14 protein-coding genes are annotated in these 16,739 nt (G+C 50.2%); 9 read left to right on the top strand and 5 right to left on the bottom strand.

Annotated elements, in window-relative coordinates; all coding sequences use genetic code 11:
• The first annotated feature begins 94 nt into the window (after positions 1-94).
• Both ACFQRK_RS05015 and ACFQRK_RS05010 read left to right on the top strand, forming a co-directional pair.
• Positions 95-1,231, top strand: a complete 1,137-nt coding sequence (locus ACFQRK_RS05015; protein ID WP_379004271.1) for a cysteine desulfurase family protein — start codon at positions 95-97, stop codon at positions 1,229-1,231.
• Positions 1,232-1,300: 69 nt separating this feature from the next.
• Entirely contained in the window at positions 1,301-1,498 is a 198-nt protein-coding gene (locus tag ACFQRK_RS05010) for a hypothetical protein (protein WP_379004269.1), read from the top strand.
• Here ACFQRK_RS05010 and ACFQRK_RS05005 read toward each other — a convergent pair whose 3' ends face one another.
• Entirely contained in the window at positions 1,499-1,831 is a 333-nt protein-coding gene (locus ACFQRK_RS05005) for a tetratricopeptide repeat protein (RefSeq protein ID WP_379004267.1), read from the bottom strand.
• A gap of 151 nt (positions 1,832-1,982) precedes the next feature.
• On the opposite strand from ACFQRK_RS05005, the gene ACFQRK_RS05000 reads away from it, so the two are divergent.
• The 4 genes from ACFQRK_RS05000 (at position 1,983) to ACFQRK_RS04985 (ending at position 5,676) form a co-directional block, all read left to right on the top strand.
• Positions 1,983-2,720 (top strand): electron transfer flavoprotein subunit beta/FixA family protein, encoded by a 738-nt coding sequence (locus ACFQRK_RS05000; protein ID WP_379004265.1) that lies wholly within the window; start codon positions 1,983-1,985, stop codon positions 2,718-2,720.
• A gap of 55 nt (positions 2,721-2,775) precedes the next feature.
• The gene (locus ACFQRK_RS04995; RefSeq protein WP_379004263.1) at positions 2,776-3,753 is read left to right on the top strand and encodes an electron transfer flavoprotein subunit alpha/FixB family protein; all 978 of its coding nucleotides are present in this window, start codon (positions 2,776-2,778) and stop codon (positions 3,751-3,753) included.
• Between the two features lie 72 nt (positions 3,754-3,825).
• Complete coding sequence (locus ACFQRK_RS04990; protein ID WP_379004262.1) at positions 3,826-4,434, top strand: bifunctional nuclease domain-containing protein; 609 nt, start codon at positions 3,826-3,828, stop codon at positions 4,432-4,434.
• Between the two features lie 9 nt (positions 4,435-4,443).
• Complete coding sequence (locus ACFQRK_RS04985) at positions 4,444-5,676, top strand: nucleoside permease (protein ID WP_379004260.1); 1,233 nt, start codon at positions 4,444-4,446, stop codon at positions 5,674-5,676.
• A 7-nt stretch (positions 5,677-5,683) separates the two neighbouring features.
• Here the strand turns inward: ACFQRK_RS04985 and ACFQRK_RS04980 are convergent, their stop codons facing one another.
• From ACFQRK_RS04980 to ACFQRK_RS04970, 3 genes are all read right to left on the bottom strand, one after another.
• Positions 5,684-6,160, bottom strand: coding sequence for an RES family NAD+ phosphorylase (locus tag ACFQRK_RS04980; protein WP_379004258.1), 477 nt, complete (start codon positions 6,158-6,160; stop codon positions 5,684-5,686).
• Positions 6,160-6,621, bottom strand: coding sequence for an antitoxin Xre/MbcA/ParS toxin-binding domain-containing protein (locus ACFQRK_RS04975; protein WP_379004256.1), 462 nt, complete (start codon positions 6,619-6,621; stop codon positions 6,160-6,162). The genes ACFQRK_RS04980 and ACFQRK_RS04975 overlap by 1 nt, the downstream gene beginning before the upstream one ends.
• A 76-nt stretch (positions 6,622-6,697) precedes the next feature.
• A complete protein-coding gene (locus ACFQRK_RS04970; protein ID WP_379004254.1) occupies positions 6,698-10,060 on the bottom strand; it encodes a DEAD/DEAH box helicase in 3,363 nt (1,120 codons plus the stop codon).
• On the opposite strand from ACFQRK_RS04970, the gene hrpB reads away from it, so the two are divergent.
• From hrpB to ACFQRK_RS04955, 3 genes are all read left to right on the top strand, one after another.
• Complete coding sequence (hrpB, locus tag ACFQRK_RS04965) at positions 10,037-12,601, top strand: ATP-dependent helicase HrpB (RefSeq protein WP_379004252.1); 2,565 nt, start codon at positions 10,037-10,039, stop codon at positions 12,599-12,601. The genes ACFQRK_RS04970 and hrpB overlap by 24 nt on opposite strands.
• A gap of 92 nt (positions 12,602-12,693) precedes the next feature.
• The gene (locus tag ACFQRK_RS04960) at positions 12,694-14,718 is read left to right on the top strand and encodes a M3 family metallopeptidase (protein ID WP_379004250.1); all 2,025 of its coding nucleotides are present in this window, start codon (positions 12,694-12,696) and stop codon (positions 14,716-14,718) included.
• 75 nt (positions 14,719-14,793) lie between these two features.
• Positions 14,794-15,285: a hypothetical protein gene (locus ACFQRK_RS04955; RefSeq protein WP_379004249.1), complete on the top strand. Its 492-nt coding sequence runs from the start codon at positions 14,794-14,796 to the stop codon at positions 15,283-15,285.
• 30 nt (positions 15,286-15,315) lie between these two features.
• On the opposite strand, the gene ACFQRK_RS04950 is transcribed toward ACFQRK_RS04955, so the two are convergent.
• Entirely contained in the window at positions 15,316-16,653 is a 1,338-nt protein-coding gene (locus ACFQRK_RS04950; protein WP_379004247.1) for a mechanosensitive ion channel family protein, read from the bottom strand.
• Positions 16,654-16,739: the final 86 nt, after the last annotated feature.

Below are 16,739 nucleotides of genomic sequence, written 5' to 3'. Positions count from 1 at the left end.
GTTTCTTATAGACGAACGAACCCGGAAAACATTTCAAAAAAAATTCACTTTTGCATGACCCCGATCTAACTGCTAATCTTCGTACCTTTGTTCCATGCAAGTGTATTTTGACAACGCCGCCACAACGGCTCTCGATCCCCGGGTAGTCGAGGCAATGGTTGAAATTATGGAGTTCAATTATGGCAACCCATCGTCCATCCACGCACATGGGCGGCAGGTGAAGACCATCGTCGAACGTGCACGCAAAACGGTGGCTGGATTGTTGAATACCTCGCCATCTGAAATCTTTTTCACTTCGGGCGGAACCGAGGCCGATAATACGGCGATTGCAAGGGGCATTCTCGACAACGGCATTTCGCACGCCATCACTTCACCGCTGGAGCACCATGCTGTATTGCACACGTTGGAGGCGCTCGAACAAAGCGGTGCCATTAAGCTGAGCCTACTGGACGTGGACCGGCTGGGGCGTGTGGATGTGCAGCAGTTGGAACAATTGCTGGCAAATAACCCTCGTACATTTGTATCGTTGATGCATGCCAATAACGAGATCGGCACGCTGACAGATATCGAGTACATATCGGCATTATGCAAGCAATACCGGTCTATTTTTCATTCAGATACTGTACAGACTATGGCGCATTATGTGCACGATCTGACCAAGCTGCAAATTGATTTCGTAACCGGTTCCGCACACAAATTCCATGGTCCAAAAGGCGTAGGCTTTCTATACATCAATCACCAAACAAAGATAAAGCCGTTCATATATGGAGGTGCCCAGGAGAGAAACATGCGGGGTGGGACGGAAAATGTCTATGGCATCGTGGGCTTAGCCAAGGCGCTCGAAATAGCCTACAGCGAAATGGATGACCATCAACGATACATACAAGGATTGAAGGATTACATGATCGCCCAACTGAGGGAGCATATCCCGGACGTTCGATTTAATGGCGACATTACGCCGGAAAACAGCCTCTATACGGTGCTGAACGTTTCGTTTCCCTGCACGGATATGTCAGACATGATGCTCTTCAGCTTGGATATATCCGGCATATCAGCGTCCGGGGGAAGCGCCTGTAGTTCGGGGTCCGATATAGGTTCCCATGTGTTGCAGGCAATTGGTGCCGATCCGGGCCGCCCCAGCGTCCGTTTTTCGTTCTGCAAAAACAATACCCGTGAGGAAATTGATTTCGTGATAGGTAAACTGAAAGCACTATGCCTCGAAAAGGCATGATTTTGCAAACAATGAACCAAGTCGGCTGTTGTCCCCTACAGTAGGCATCAATAGAAAGGAGAACAGACGATGAATCGAAAAAATCAAGCAACAGACCCTAAGCAGGATACGTATAACAAGCCCCTTACTAAAAAAGGAAAGGACGAAAATGAGGTGGTGGCAGAGGCCGAAGAGGTAATGGACATTGACAAGGAAAGTTTTGCCGACCGGAAACACAAAAGAAGGCACGACTCCCCTGCCGATGTCAGCAATCCCGGCACGGTGTAGTCACTCGTCATCCTCATCCATCTCTACGGCCGCACGATAAGCGGCCTGCAATTCGGACAGTGCATGCATATCGCGTTTAGCCCGCGCATTATGCATGCCTTTTTCATACGTTGCGATTGCGTTCTCCTTTTGATCCAGGGTTTCGTATAACTTGCCAAGGTGATAGTATGTGCCCACGTACCCAGGATGTTTTTCCACTAATCGCTCGTAATACCGCAGCGCGTTTTCGACGTGCCCCAATTTAAGATATTCAGTAGCAAGCGCATAATTGAGAAACGGATCATCCGGAGTCTCTGCCAAAAAATCAATCAATTGCTGTAAGCGGTCAGTCATAACGAACGATTGAACTATCTAAGCGGCAAACTTAGATAAATTGACGTTTAAATGCAATCGTTCCGGCTGTCAGTTGCGGTAAGCCTACCACTCCATTTTTGGCTTGCATATCCCCGGAAGTTTGCCGATGTTTGTATAAAACCCTTGTTTTATGAAGATACTAGTTTGCATCAGTAACGTGCCGGACACGACCTCCAAAATAACCTTTACCGCCGATGGTACCGAACTCAATACAGCGGGTATTCAATACATCATTAATCCATACGACGAAATAGCTTTATCCAAAGCTGTTGGGCTGGCCGAGGAGAGCCAAGGTACGGTGACGGTTATCAACGTTGGTGAGGCGAATACGGAGGCAACCATCCGGAAGGCGCTGGCCATCGGCGCTGCCGAAGCGGTTCGGGTAAACGCGGCTCCTCGCGACGGCTGGTTTGTTGCCAACCAAATAGCGGCTTATGCCAAGGATAAAGGATTTGATCTCATTCTTACCGGCAGGGAATCAATCGACTATAACGGCGTTCAGGTTGCCGCCTATGTGGGCGAATTGCTTGGTATCCCTTCGGTCTCCACCGCTAAGAAAATAGACATTGCAGACGGCGTGGCAACCGTAGAACGGGAAATTGAGGGCGGGAAAGAAGTGCTTTCCATTCCGTTGCCATTCATAGCGGGTGCGGCCGAGGGAGTCGCGGAACCCCGTATTCCCAATATGCGTGGTATCATGGGCGCACGTACGAAACCGCTTGACGTCATTGCCCCCATTGAGGTTCCTATGTTATCTAAGGTGCTCAATTACGAAACCCCTGAACCCCGGGGGGCCGTTACATGGGTAAATGCGGAGGAAGTAGAAAAACTGGTGGACCTATTGCACAACAAGGCAAGGGTTATCTAACAATCATTTTCAATTCTCGTTCAATTTCAATTTTCATTCTTTTATCATACCGACTATGTCTGTCCTAGTATATGCCGAAAACACCGGCGGTTTGTTTAAAAAATCCGTTTACGAAGTAGTTTCTTACGCCAAGGCTATTGCCGATAATTTGAATACCACGGTCACGGCTATCTCCATTGGGAATGTGGAGCAACCGGCATTGGCTTCATTGGGCAACTACGGCGTCTCGCGGGTACTTAATGTATCCGGCGATCAGCTCAAGCAATTCGTTAACCAAGCCTATGCGTCGGTGATTGCCGCTGCAGCGAATCATCTAGGCGCAGACATCGTGATTATTTCCAATTCCTTCAGCGGGAAAGGATTAGCGCCGCGCGTAGCAGCGAAGCTCGAAGCGGGATTGGCAGATGGAGTGGTCGAATTGCCTAACATCGACAATGGTAAGATGACGTGGAAAAAAGCCGCGTTTTCCGGCAAAGCCTTTGCCATTACCGAACTTCTATCGGCCAAGAAAGTAATTGCGCTAACGCCAAATTCGTTTGAACTCCGGGAAACCGGCGGCCATGCAGAGATCGAGAGTTTCCAACCCGATATCCCGGGTGGAGATTTTGCGTCAGTTGTGCGGGACATTGTCCGGGCGACGGATAAAGTGACACTACCCGATGCCGAAATCGTGGTGTCGGCGGGCCGCGGACTCAAAGGCCCCGAAAACTGGGGCATCATTGAGGAATTGGCAGATGCATTGGGTGCAGCTACCGCTTGTTCAAAGCCGGTTTCGGACGCCGGATGGCGGCCACACGCCGAACACGTCGGCCAAACGGGGATTGCGGTGAGTCCCAACCTGTACATCGCGATCGGGATTTCGGGCGCTATCCAACACCTGGCCGGTGTAAGCGCTTCCAAAACCATTGTCGTCATTAATAAGGACCCCGAAGCGCCCTTTTTCAAGGTCGCCGATTACGGCATCGTTGGGGATGCTTTTGATGTGGTGCCCAAACTTACCGCGGCCATTAAGGCGTATAAAGGGTCAGAATGATAAAAGCACGTAAAATAACTGTATTTTTAAATAACTATTCGCATCTTTGTGTGTCCCGTACGGGAATTACGTATGAAGAAGATAAAGTTAGATATTGTCGGTTTGTCCTATAGCCAGACCCAATCCGGTGCTTATGCGCTCGTGCTAGGGGAAGTGTCAGGCCGCCGTCGCTTACCTATTATTATCGGTGGTTTCGAAGCTCAGGCCATTGCCATTGAAATCGAAAAAATGACTCCGAGCCGCCCCTTAACCCACGATCTGTTTAAGACCTTTGCTGAAACTTACCACATCCGGATTGATGAAGTGATCATTTATAATCTGGTGGACGGCATTTTTTATGCAAAAATTATCTTCAACGACGGACAGAAGCAAACTGAAATCGATGCACGCACGTCAGACGCCATTGCACTGGCCGTGCGCTTTAAGGCACCTGTGTATACGTATGAATTTATTCTTGCCTCGGCAGGTATCGTCATCGAAGGGAATGACTTCGTGTTTCTTGAAAATATTGAATCAGCCGGATCCGGTGATCCGGAAACCGTTGCTTCCAAAGACACTTCTTCTTTCGCGTCAATGACCGATGAGCAGTTGCAGGAAACTCTTTCAAAAGCCTTGGCCGACGAACTGTACGAAAAGGCCGCCCGCATCCGGGACGAAATTAGCCGCAGAAAATCATCCTAGATTTGCGCCATGCCGATAAAAGTCAGACTTACCGTGATGAATTTCATTCAGTTTTTCATCTGGGGTTCCTGGCTGATTTCCCTCGGCGGTTATATGGGGAGTCAATTAAACTTTTCGGGCTTACAGATTGGATCGGTCTATTCGACCATGGGCATTGCATCGGTGTTCATGCCTGGGTTGCTGGGCATTGTTGCCGATCGATGGGTGAATGCTGAGCGTGTATTTGCCATGGCGCATTTTATAGCCGCAGGTGCGCTGATCGCTGCAACCCGTGTAACCGACTTTCAGACTTTTTACGTGCTGATGCTAATCAATTCATTGTTTTACATGCCAACCTTAGCGCTTTCCAACTCGGTATGTTATAACGTGTTAACGCGAAAGGGATTTGATGTGGTAAAAGCATTTCCCCCGATCCGGGTGTGGGGAACGGTGGGGTTTATTGTTGCCATGTGGATTGTGGACCTGCTTGGATGGACCAAGAGTACCCATCAGCTTTACGTTGCCGCGGGGGCCGGGCTATTTCTGGGTTGCTATGCATTTACCGTGCCGCCTTCTCCCCCATTTCTTGATGAAACCCGCAAAAAATCTTTGATTTCGTCGCTCGGATTGGATGCCTTTGTTTTGTTCAGAAGGAAAAACACCGCATTGTTTTTTGTTTTTTCCTTGCTGCTGGGAGCTGCCCTACAGATTACGAACGCGTTCGGTGGTCCCTTTTTGGATGACTTTAAAACCACGTACCCCGATTCATTCGGCGTACGGCATCCCAATCTGCTACTTTCCATTTCCCAGATTTCAGAAACCTTTTTTATTCTGCTGATCCCTTTTTTTCTCAACCGTTTTGGGATCCGCAACGTCATTCTATTTAGCATTCTTGCCTGGGTACTTCGTTTCGGCTTTTTTGGTTTGGGAAATCCGGACGATCGACTGTACCTACTGGTCCTATCCATGATCATCTACGGAATGGCCTTTGATTTCTTCAACATTTCGGGCTCGCTGTACGTCGAAAAAGTCGCGGATTCTAAAATCCGTTCCAGCGCGCAGGGACTTTTTATGATTATGACCAATGGGTTTGGAGCCATCATTGGTGGCTATGGCAGTGGTTGGGTAGTAGACCATTTTACAGGTGCCGATGGAACCCGGAATTGGCCGAGCATTTGGTTTACGTTCTCGGGTTATGCACTGGTGTTGGCGATACTCTTCCTTGTGATATTCCGAGATAACGATAAAACGATCAAAGCTTGATATGCGTCTACTGCATCTTGATACGGATAAGACGATTGTCGATCGGTAATTGCTCTACAGAGATAACCGCCACCAGATCGTGATACCCAGGAAATAATGGATTGAGCAGGCAGTTGAATTCTTTGGGATTGACGGCCGATCGTACCCGGATTCCCAAATATTTGGCTTCCCGCATCCAGCGATTGCCGAGCCGTTTGTTTTCCAGGTGCCCCAACCGGGTCCAATGTTTCGGATAGTCCGAATCGGGCAGTGTATGGATCAATCCAGGTTTGCCGCCAACCTCAATCGCCATGATGTAAAGTTTGGGCGGAATGATATCCGAATCGAAATGTACCAGGTTCTCCAAATAAGCTAGTGAGCTGTTCTCACTGGTATAAAGCATATAGGTTCCGGGATTGTTCCAGCGTCCGCCGAATTTGTAGGCCCCCATTCCTGACAGGTCCGTAGCGCGCTGCCTCGATTTGGCGATTCGATACAACAACATCAGGAGTATACTCCCTCTTCAATGCGTCCCAGGACGGTATTGACCAGTGCCAATCCCGTAGGCATGTGAAATAGCTCCAGTGGACGCATCCCATTAATAGACCGGTTGGGCGTAGCCAACCAATCCCGCACCTTATCTTCATCTTCAAAGACCGCCACCGCATGTTCCACCACTTTGGCGATCTCAATAACGTGTGATGAGGTATGCCGGTCTAACCGGTCATCGCTCCGCTTGCGTTCGATCGTTTTGATCGATAAATCCAGAACGCTTTCTACAAACTGCTTTTTAGGCATTCCCAGAAAGGAAATAAGGGCATCGAGCGATGCGCGCTTCAACCCCTCATTGCTCAAGGCAATCAGATCAAATTCTGTTTTGACGCCTGTGCCGAGTACTTCCCTTCCTCCCAACAGCGACACCACGTCCCAATAAACCTTCGTTTCTCTTTTATTGCTTGTAGCCATATGCGACATTTTTTCCAAAGTTAAGGATAATTTGTCGTTTTTCAAAATCACCGACTTTAAGGCTGTGGGATGGTCCCTACAACAAGCCCAGCAACGCATCTTTATCCAGCGTCCGAAAAAACGACGCACCACCTCCTACCAATCCATCCGCTAGCGTGCTTTTGGTGTCCTGCAATTGCACTATTTTTTCCTCGACGGTGCCTGGCGTTACCAACCGGTAGGCTACGACCTTCTTTTCCTGCCCGATACGATGCACACGATCTATAGCCTGATTTTCTACTGCCGGATTCCACCACGGGTCTACCAAGTACACCACTTCGGCAGCCGTCAGATTTAACCCCGTTCCCCCGGCCTTTAGGCTCACTAAAAAGACCCGAATCTCGGGGTCCTGCTGAAAGGCATTGACTACCTGTTTCCGTGCCCGTGTGCCGCCCGTAAGACTCACATAACGGATGCCAACGTCATCCAGCATCTGTCCGATGAGGTGCAGCATGGATACAAACTGCGAAAAAATGACCACCTTATGGTAGGGCGATTTATCCATGATCTGTTCTCTCAACAGTTCGATCTTGGCGGATACGGCTATATTTAACATCCCGTCAGGCAGCAACGCGGGCGAATTGCAAATTTGCCGGAGACGGGTAAGGCCGCGCAGGACATGCATGGGACTATGGTCCAGCTCGTCACCCGACAGCGCACAGACGAAATCCCGGAATTCTTTTTCGTAAGCTTCATAAATCTTCCGTTGCTCCGCCCCCATTTCGCTGTATAAGACCAAAGCGACTTTTTCGGGCAGATCGTCTGCCACTTCCTGCTTCGTGCGCCGCAGAATAAAAGGCCGAATTTTCTGCTGAAGTTCTTTCCGTCGCTTCTGGTTTTTGAACTGGTCAATCGGCTTGCCATATACGTCGCGGAAATACCGCTTGTCACCCAATAATCCCGGACATGCGAATGATAGCTGACCATACAGGTCAAATGAACTGTTTTCGAAGGGCGTGCCGCTCATCGCGATACGATTGCGTGCCCTCAAAAGACGGACCGCCTTGTACCGCTGCGAATCGGAATTCTTGATGTTTTGGGACTCATCCAGGTATATATAGTTAAAATCAATCTCCTTCAAAAAGCGAACGTCCGTTAACAGCGTCGTATATGACGTCAATACTACATCATGCTGTACGATGGTTGTCGCTGATTGCGGGCGGCCAGAACCGTACAGCGTCAAAACACCGAGTGAAGGTGCCAGTGCCGCCAGTTCATGCTGCCAATTAAAAATCAACGTGGCGGGTACCACCACAAGGTCTGTACCGCTCCGGCCACCCTCTCGTTGTGATAGCATAAATGCGATAATCTGCACCGTTTTTCCGAGCCCCATTTCATCCGCAAGAATACCTCCGAAGTTCATGCTGTCCAGGAAATGAAGCCAGTTCAGTCCCTGCCGCTGATAGGGCCGCAGTGTGGTCTGTAGGGCTATAGGTTCCTTCACAGACGGGTTGGCATCGAAGTTATTGAGTCGCTGGCGAAGCCGTTCAATTTCTGCGGCAACCGCTTCGTCCAGCATTGCAGCGTCATAGAGAGCGGTTACTGTTTCGAAATTGGCTTTAGCAAAACGGATGGTTTCGTCATCCACCACTTCGCCTTCCTCGAAATACTTTGCAAACTTTTCCAGCCACTCCTGAGGTAGGATACCCTGGGTACCATCGTCCAATGTTACATACTTGCTTTTGTTGCGCAGTGCTGCCTGGATTTTTTTCAACGATGCCTTTTTTTTGCCAAAACGCACATCGTGCATAGCATTGAACCAGTTGACCCCACTGATGACGTTGATCGAAATGGCTACTTTATTAGGATTTAGTCGGTTGCCGCTCAACTCGTTAAACCCAAAAACCTCAATTCCGGCTTCTCGCCAAATATCGAGCACCGGAAGAAACCAGTTTTCGTCGAGGAAGTATTTCTTATGCAGATAAAAATAATACAGCTGGTTATCCAGTTGCTCGAGGAAATTGGGATGCTGTTTGACCAGCAAAGTCAGGAACGCCTGCTCAACCTCATCGTTCCGAGGCACGCTGAAATCATTCCCCTTACTGTCCACGGCCTTCAGTTGCTTTTCGGTACGGATGGCTACCTCTGCCTCGCCATAACGAACAACAGGAATTATCATCACATGCGGACCGAAGTCAGATAGGTAGATCAGTCGCTCAGGAGAAGCCAAGAAGCCGGTTTCCGCCAGTTGTGCAGGTGTCCCGGACGCGACGTCCGGATATTCAACGCGTATACTTTCCGACAATTTATCGAGTAACTGTCGTTGGAAATCTCGGTATTTGCTGGCATGGATCAGCAGCTTGCCTCCCTGTTCGCGCAGCAATGCCACGACGGAGAGCAGCAGCGAGCTATCAGCCAGATAAAGCGTATTTTTCAATTGGAAAAAACATCCCAACTTAAGGGGGAGTTCATGCAGCGCATACGATTTGCCGCCTAACTTAATCCCCCCGGTTATCACATAGAAAGCTCCCTCCGCGCGAATGGACAGATAGACGGTATTGGGCATCACCTTCGCCTTCACTGGCACCAACGATTTGGAAGAAAAATTTTCGCCCATTTGCTCGTCGTGGTAATAAAATGGATAATCGGAACCGGTATTGATCACAGTACGCAACGCTTTGAGATCCGATGCGATGCGGTCGCCGGTTTCCACCTGCTGGATCTGGGCGACCGCCGCGTAAAACTTCGCTTCGTCGATTCCGGTCGCCATCCCAAGCTGTCGAAGTGGCTCAATACGGTTAAAAGGGGGCTTTAAGTTGCCCGACTTCGTTCGTTCGGCAACAAAGAGCTCCACCACCGGATTCCGATAGTATTTATGTCGGCTAAAGACCAGGATAGTCTGTTCGGTTTGTATTCCTGCCCATGCTTGTGGATGTTGGCGATTTTCGGCCTGCTCCCTGAGTTCACGTAGCTTGGGCGAGGTAAGTGGCAACAGCCCTGCCAAACGCGGCCGGATAACCAGCCGTCCTTCGGCAAAAACCAGCATGAGGTATCGGTCTAGATCAGGCTCATGTTCAAGCCCATACGCAGGGGCTGCCTGTTGCAACCGGCGCCGCCGCAGCGAAGGCCTGAAAAAAACGCCCAACTCGTCCCTCCGCAGGAGTGCCACCAACACGGTGGCCTCCGCTATCGTAAGGGTTTCTGCCTGGCCATTCTGATCGCTGGATACCATCAGATGCCCGTTTTCCTGAATCACGCTTACGGTCGCTATCCCACCGCTTGGTAAGGAGCAGGTAAATAACCCCACATCTACATTCAACTCCGCAGGCTGTGTCGACCCAATGACGTGAGATTCCACCCAGAAACCACGTTCACAAGCAGAGATAATGCCGGCTTCGGAAAGTTGTTCGACCGCGGTATCGCGAAAAATAAAAATATGGGATTCCCGAGTTTCCAGCATATCCGCAAATATATCCTTTTCCTATCTTTGCTCACAATGATGGCGCATTTTAATCCATTCACAATAGATTTACCGATTACCGAATCCCTCCTGCAAATAAGGCAGCTTCTTTCAGCGCATAATACCCTTGTTCTCAGTACGCCTCCGGGAGCGGGAAAAAGTACCATCGTGCCACTCGCGCTGTTGGATGAACCCTGGCTTCGGGGCCGGAAAATCATCATGCTCGAACCGCGACGGCTGGCAGCGAGCAGTATCGCCCATCGCATGGCATCCCTTTTGGGCGAAAAGACCGGCGATTCCATTGGGTATCGCGTCCGCTTTGAAAACCAAACCTCGTCGCGTACACGTATCGAGGTCGTCACCGAAGGCATTCTCACCCGTATGCTCCATCAGGACAATGCGTTGGAAGATGTGGGAATTGTTATCTTCGACGAATTCCATGAGAGGCGCCTGCATACGGACCTATCCATGGTATTGTGCCGAGAGAGTCAAGAAGTATTGCGGCCCGACCTCCGGTTGCTGATCATGTCTGCCACATTGGATACGGATCGACTTGCCGCGCTTTTGCAGGCTCCGGTAGTGGAAAGTCGCGGGCGCATGTACCCCGTTGAGATCATTCATACGCAGGAACCAGATTTACGCGAGCTCCCGCAGGAATGTGCCCGTACGACCGTCCGGGCCCTTCGGGAACAGCAGGGCGATGTACTCGTCTTCCTGCCGGGCGAGGCGGAGATCCGCGCGTGTGAACAGCTGCTCCTCACCCATACAACGGGCGCAGCCATCCACCCACTCTATGGGCAACTGTCGCTGGCTGAACAGCACGCCGCTATCCAACCCAATCGCCAAGGCCAGCGGAAAATCGTGTTGGCCACCTCCCTCGCAGAAACCAGCCTGACCATTGAGGGCATCAGCACCGTGGTTGATTGTGGCTACACTCGGACGATGGTGTTTGATCCACCTTCCGGTTTGTCGCGCCTCAAAACCATTCGCATCTCCAGGGATGCGGCAGACCAACGGGCAGGCCGCGCGGGGAGGCTCGGACCAGGAACCTGTTACCGCCTGTGGAGTACGGCCACCGAACAGCGCATGGCCCCTTACCGGACCCCGGAAATCCTCGAAGCCGACCTCACCTCCCTCCTGCTTGACACCGCCCAATGGGGCGTTCAGGACCTCAATCAGCTAAACTGGCTTTCGCCGCCTCCACCCGCCACGATAACACGAGCACACGACCTGCTGGTCAGATTGGGCGCACTTGACGGCAGGAAGATTACGCCACACGGCACAACCATCCATACGCTACCCTGCCATCCCCGCATCGCCCACATGTTATTGGAAGGCAAGCGTCTGGGAATGACCAGCCTTGCTACCGATATAGCTGCCCTTTTGGAAGAACGCGATCCATTGGGCCGTGAGGACGGTACAGATATCAACCTGCGCATTGAGGCATTGCGCAGGTACCGAACCGGGGATAAGCCGGGAAAACGTCTGGAGAATATCGAAAAAATAGCCCGTTCCTACCGCCGATTACTTGGTGCGAAAGAAGATAACGGAACAATTGACACCTACTCCACCGGCCTTCTCCTGGCATATGCTTATCCTGAGCGTATCGCCAAGGCACGAAACGATGGCACGGCAACCTATCAGCTGGCTAACGGCAAGCGGGCTAGGATGCCGACCGATGACGATCTTGCCCACCAACCGTGGTTGGTCATCGCTTTGCTCGATGCACGAGAGGGACTGGGTAAGGCATTCCTAGCCGCTGCAGTCAATCCGGCCGACCTTTCGCCATTTGTTCAGGTGTCGCAACGCATTGTTTGGGATGCCCACAAAGGGGGCGTGATTGCTTCCAATGATCACCGAATCGGCAGCATAACACTGGAGTCGGCACCGCTGTCGGCACCAGACGAGACCGCGGTTGTCGACGTGCTTTGCGGCGCCATCCGCAACGAAGGTGAACAATTGCTAGGCTTCACAGAGGCTGTGGAACAATGGCAAAGTCGCGTACTTAGCCTCCGGTGCTGGCGTCCAGGGGAAGCGTGGCCTGATGTATCTACCGGCAGCCTGCTCCGCAATCCCGAACAGTGGCTTGCGCCGTATCTGACCGGGATCCGAAAAACTGAAGATTTAAAAAAGCTGGATCTGGTTAACATCCTACAACACAGCCTCGAATATGAGCAGCAACAGACACTGAATTACCTAGCGCCTACCAATCTCGAAGTTCCCAGCGGTTCATCCATAAAACTACGCTATTCTCCCATCGGTGAACCGCCCGTATTGGCCGTCCGTCTACAAGAAGTGTTCGGGCTGCTGGATACACCTCGGGTTAACGATGGCAGGACATCCGTGGTACTTCACCTCTTATCGCCGGGATTCAAGCCCGTACAGGTGACCGCCGATCTTCGAAGCTTTTGGCAAACGGCCTATTTTGAAGTGAAAAAGGAATTGAAAAGGCGATATCCTAAACACGCCTGGCCGGAGGATCCCCTGCAAGCACAGGCAATACGCGGTGTGCCTAGGAGCCATCGGATTTTGAAAACCTGACGAGTTAGAAGACCTTCAAAAGACAGGAAGGGTTTGTGTTGTTAACCTCCGAAGTGACGACGACTGTCACCGAAATTTCTTACTTTTGGACCATGAGCAATCCTTTATTGAGCCCGTTTGGCACCCCCTTCGACAGTGTGCCTTTTGAATCCCTGAAACCGGAACATTTCAAACCGGCTATTCTTCAGTTGATTGAAGATGCCAAACGGGAAATCGACGCCATCGTCTCTAACCCCTCCGCGCCGGATTTTGCCAACACCATCGCAGCATTGGAGCGCGCCGGAAAGCGGCTTAATATTGCATCTGCCACATTTTTCAATCTTGATTCAGCGGAAACGAACGACGAGATCCAGCAGCTTGCACAGGAACTGTCTCCGATACTGGCGGAATACGGCAACGACATCATGCTAAACGAACAGCTGTTCCAACGGGTGAAACAGGTGCATGATGACATGAACACGGCTGAGCTGACACCTGAAGAAGCCCGGCTGTTGGACAAAACATACAAAGGATTTGCCCGCAACGGTGCATTGCTGTCGGCTGAAAATAAGGAAAAATTGCGCGATATTGACAAACAGCTTGCCACGCTGACCATGAAATTCTCGCAGAATGTGCTTCAGGAAACGAATGCCTATCAGCTGCACATACAGGATCTACAGCAATTGACCGGTCTGCCCGATTCCATTCTGGCTGCCGCTGCAGCGGAAGCCGAGAAACGCAAGTTGGCAGGATGGGTATTTACCCTCCATTTCCCCAGTTATGTGCCGTTTATGAAATACGCGGCCAACCGCGATCTGCGCAGAGAATTGCACTTGGCGTCGGCTACCCGCGCCCTGAAACCCAACGAATACAACAACGAAAGCATCGTACATAGTATTGCCTCGCTGCGCAGCGAGCGGGCCAAATTACTGGGCTTCGGCACCCACGCGGACTTTGTATTGCAAGAACGCATGGCAGCATCCCCAACCATTGTACTGGATTTCCTGAATGATCTGCTGACAAAAGCCAAACCCCGTGCACAGCAAGAGATTGATCAGCTGAAAACATTGGCACGGCAGGACGGCATTGACGAATTGATGCCTTACGACCATGCTTATTATGCGGAAAAACTGAGGGAGGCCAAATTCGACTTGTCGGACGAAACGTTGAAACCCTATTTTCCACTGCAACGTGTTCTAGAGGCCGCTTTTAATGCCGCTAACCGCTTGTACAGCCTGACATTTAACGTGCGTCATGATATCCCCAAATATCACGACGAAGTAACCGTGTATGAGGTAATGGAAAATGGACGGCACAAAGCGTTATTGTATACCGACTGGCATCCCCGGGAAGGCAAACGGGCAGGGGCATGGATGACCGCTTATCGAGGGCAGTGGAAAGAGGGCGACAGCGAGGTGCGTCCGCACATTTCCATAGTCTGCAACTTCGCACGGCCCGTAGGCGACATTCCATCTCTCCTGACCTTCAACGAGGTGACCACGCTCTTCCACGAGTTCGGGCATGCTTTGCACGGCATACTGGCTGATACAACTTTCGAAAGCCTTTCCGGTACCAACGTCTACTGGGATTTTGTGGAGCTTCCCTCCCAATTCATGGAAAACTATTGTTATGAAAAAGATTTCCTGCGTTCCTTCGCACGGCACTACCAAACCGGCGAACCGTTGCCCGAAGGGGAAATAGACAAAATCGTCGCGGCTGCCAATTTCATGGAAGGCTACCAGACCGTTCGTCAGGTTAGTTTTGGGCTATTGGATATGGCGTATCATACCGGCAAACTGGATAACAATACCTCTATCGAGCGTTTTGAAAAAGACACATTGCGTGAAACCCAGCTTTATCCCGACGTGCCCGGCACGGCGCAAAGCCCTTCCTTCTCCCATATTTTTGCAGGCGGTTATTCCGCAGGATATTACTCGTATAAATGGGCCGAGGTACTGGATGCCGATGCGTTCTCGTATTTCAAGGAGACCGGCATTTTTGACGGGGAAACGGCGGCCAAATTCAAAAGGCTTCTCAGTAGCGGCGGCACGGTAGATCCGATGCAACTTTATATCGAATTCCGAGGCCGCAAGCCTGAACCCGAAGCCTTGTTGAAGCGGGCAGGATTGATTGGATAGGACGATTTGGCAGAAAAGTGTGCACATAGGGACATTACACCTTTTTTCATACCTTTGCGCTAATAAATTAACATCATGAGCGACCGTTCTAAGAAGATTTTCCTCGTTATTTGTATTATCGTACCCTTTTTACTGTATTGTTTTTACTATTACAGCCAGATGTTCAAAAAAGCACCGTTTCGTTTTTCTGATTTTGAGTCGATTGTGCTAAAATACGGTGAAGGAAACGACCTAATCAATCAATTTGATTCAGAAACCGGCCAGTATCAATACCTGAATACCAGGGACTCGCTGGTAACAGACACCGTACGACTCCGTAAAGACGATCTGCAATACCTACATGGAAAAGCGACGCAATTGGGATTCTGGAATTTGCCCGACGACATGACCGGGGATACGACGACTGGAAATAAGGTTGCCCGATTCTACCTGCAATATAATTACAAGGAAAAGAGCAAGGAGGTGACGCTGGACACCGATTTCAATGGAAATGAAAAAATGCGTGATGCGGCCAAAACCATGGTCGACGAAGTGATGCGGGTTATTAACGACGCCCGCGACCGTTGATGGGCTTCACGGGAGCCACGGGCCGCTTTACTATTCCGGAAACTGAAGGCTTCTCGATTGGTCTACTGCTCCGCGCGATAGGCGAAGGCTGCGTATGTCATCCGACGCAGGCGCCTCAAATACTTCAAGTTGAAAATAGTTAATGGCAGACAATAAATGATCGAAAATATCCGACATGATATCTTCGTATACCGCCCAACGGATATCCGATGTAAAGATATACACTTCAATGGGCAAGCCATGTTCCGTGGGCTGTAATTGGCGGACCAGCATCGTCATGTCTTTGCGTATTTGCGGGTGATTTTGGACATAACGATTGATGTATTGCCGGAACAGTCCCACGTTTGTCATGTTACGTCCATTCACCGGCATCGACCGGTTCACTTTAGTTTCCTCGTTATACCGGTCGATTTCCGCTTGCCGTTCCTGAATATACGGAGCTAGCAATTGAATAGTAGCCAAACGATCAATTTCGTCTTTGCTCAGAAAGCGGATCGACGATATCTTTACATTGATCGACCGTTTTATTCTACGGCCACCGGCATTCTGCATACCGCGCCAGTTTTTAAAAGAGTCGATAATGAGGTAATAGGTCGGGATGGTGGTGATTGTCTTGTCCCAGTTCTGAACTTTTACGGTATTCAGATTGATCTCTATGACATCTCCGTCAGCTCCATATTTGGGCATTTCGATCCAGTCGCCGACCCGAACCATATCGTTTGTCGATACTTGTATACTCGCCACGAAACCGAGTATGGTGTCTTTAAACACCAGCATTAGGACCGCAGAGGCGGCACCTAAAGCGCCCAAAAAGGCCCAAGGTGATTTGCCTGTAACCATGGAAAAAATGACGATGCCCGCAATGAAAAATAAAAAGATATTGATCACTTGCAGGTAGCTGTCGATGGGCTTATCCTGAAACCCTGTTCTGGTTCGCAAATGATCACGCACCGATCGGAAAAGTGCCCGGAGCAGCAGCACCCAACCAAACACCAGCAATATATCGATAAATTTACGTGCCGGGCCAATCCAATCTGGAAACCCGGAAAACACGATCGGAATAAATTGGATTGAGATAATAAGCGGTATCAATCGGGCAAAATGCACCAATGCTTTATTCCGTACCAGGTAATCGTCAAACTGGGTGGAAGATCGCTTCGCCACGGACATCAACAGATTGACCAATACTTTGCGCACGATAAAGTCAACAATCCCTAATAATACAACGAGCAGCCCCAACAACACAAAGAAACTGACCAGATTTGCCTGCTCAACGGGTATGCCCCAGCTGATCAGCTGGTCGTAGGTCCATTGGTAAATAGCTGATTGGTAAACAGTTAAAGAATGAGCAGTGTTATGCAATTCCATGGGCTACTAACGATAAAAGATTAGCGGATTGTAAAAAGATGTAGTGCGCAAAGGTACGAATTACTTCTTTTATGACAAAATCAGCT

Source organism: Parapedobacter sp. GCM10030251, assembly GCF_042666505.1.
GTDB lineage: Bacteria > Bacteroidota > Bacteroidia > Sphingobacteriales > Sphingobacteriaceae > Parapedobacter.
The sequence above is the reverse complement of the archived record's forward strand: the minus strand, read 5'-3'. Positions and strand labels throughout refer to the sequence as shown.